Consider the following 1604-nt stretch of genomic DNA (forward strand, 5'->3'; position numbering starts at 1 on the left):
TTGGCGGCGCTTTCCTTACCGCTGCGCCGGTCGGCCTCGACGTCGTAGGAGACCTTTTGCCCTTCGATCAGGCTACGCATGCCGGCCCGCTCGACAGCCGAGATATGGACGAACACGTCCCTGCCGCTGCCGTCATCGGGCTGGATGAAGCCGTAGCCTTTGGTCTCGTTGAACCACCTCACTATACCAGTAGCCATAGAGATAATCCTGGTAGCCTGCTCGCCAATGCGATGTGCCGTCTGCCTGAATTAGCCCTTCTCGGTCCAGCGTTCCACGCGAGTATGGGACGCCTCAAGGCAGATCGGCAGGCGGGAAACTGGCACCGGCAGCGCGCAGAGCCTGCGTCAGGGCGTTCAACTGGGCGATAGTGATCGTTGGTTCGCCAGAGCTGCTCTCAGCTCGCGCCACGACACCCAAAGGCACCTTGGCTCGTTCGGCCAACCTCGTAGGTGACCATCCGATGGAAAGACGTGCCGCTAGGAGTTGCGCGCCCGTAGTCACGCCATCGGCTCCTGGTTGCTCCCCAAACTAACCTATCGCTGAATTCGATCGTGTCGAGCGGCTACGAAGTAGACGGCTGCTCCTATGGCGCCGACGACAATCACGGCAGCGATTGTGACCTACACGTAGTTGTCAATCACGCGCTAACCCTTCCCGCCCTCGGAGCCGGGGCCATGCTCAGATCGTCGTAAATTGCAAACGAGAAATCATTGTAGCTTCTCCCCGATCCGCACGCCTGAAACGCGCAGCAGATCCATCATCCTCTGCCGGTAACCGCCTTCCATTGCAGTCCAGATCGTCCGCCAGTTCTCGCCATCCGGGTCAGCACCCTGGGCCGCCACGAGGTCTCGCGAGTTGATCTCTATGCGCTCAATGGCGCGCTCGGTCTCAGCCTCGACGTCGGCCATGGTCCAGCCGGGACGGGACGTGACGATCCGGAAATTCGCCTCAGCCATCTTCGCCGCAAGCTGCCGCCCGATCGTAACGAACGCGTCGAGCTTCTCCTCGCTCATTCCCTCGTCCACCGGATCCAGCCGCTCGTCGCGCTGATCGCTCACAACGCCAGATGCTCCCGAAGCCGCTTCTCGGCGTTCTCGCCTGCGCCATGGATCCCAAGCCATTCCAGCGCGGCCGTGCGCGTGTCGAAGGTGTGCTGCTGGGCGGTGAATGGCGCGGGCCGTTCTGCCGGCAACGTCTTGTCGAGCAGCTCGATCAGCCACTCGCGAACCGTGTCACCGCGGTCGACCTCACGCACGAGCGCCGCGACGAGCGCACCGTCGAGCAGGATGTCGTAGCTGCCAGGGGCGAGATGCTCGACGGTGTAGGTCATGGATGATCCTCTTCGTTCAATCCATCCTGCTCCTGCTCCGACCAGATTACCGATCCCGAAGCATCAGTAAGGGTTGTAGAGCAGACAGACCCGGTCGGCAGTCCAGCGCGGTAGAACCGTGCAAGGTCCACAGCCTCCTCAGCCGTCTCAGCGGCGATGCTCACCATCTGCCGTGTTGTACCCGAGTCCGAACCCGCGAAGCGGAGGACGAAGCTCAGGACATAGGCCTGCGTCGCCATCGTTACGTTTTCCGCTCTCGAAACCGGATCCCGGC

The 1604-nt window shown here is 62.1% G+C and carries 4 protein-coding genes; all 4 read right to left on the reverse strand.

Going from position 1 to position 1604, the window contains the following annotated elements; genetic code table 11:
- Positions 1 to 197: cold-shock protein (locus MKK82_RS31215; RefSeq protein WP_243987911.1), on the reverse strand; the 197-nt coding region annotated here is incomplete at its 3' end.
- A 510-nt stretch (positions 198 to 707) separates the two neighbouring features.
- Positions 708 to 1058 carry a hypothetical protein gene (locus MKK82_RS31220; protein WP_243987912.1) on the reverse strand — a complete coding sequence of 117 codons (351 nt, stop codon included), beginning with the start codon at positions 1056 to 1058 and terminating at the stop codon, positions 708 to 710.
- Positions 1055 to 1330: a hypothetical protein gene (locus MKK82_RS31225; RefSeq protein WP_243987913.1), complete on the reverse strand. Its 276-nt coding sequence runs from the start codon at positions 1328 to 1330 to the stop codon at positions 1055 to 1057. The genes MKK82_RS31220 and MKK82_RS31225 overlap by 4 nt, the downstream gene beginning before the upstream one ends.
- Positions 1327 to 1604: hypothetical protein (locus MKK82_RS31230; protein ID WP_243987914.1), on the reverse strand; the 278-nt coding region annotated here is incomplete at its 5' end. The genes MKK82_RS31225 and MKK82_RS31230, both read right to left, overlap by 4 nt.

This window comes from Methylobacterium sp. E-046 (assembly GCF_022829625.1).
Lineage (GTDB): Bacteria > Pseudomonadota > Alphaproteobacteria > Rhizobiales > Beijerinckiaceae > Methylobacterium > Methylobacterium longum.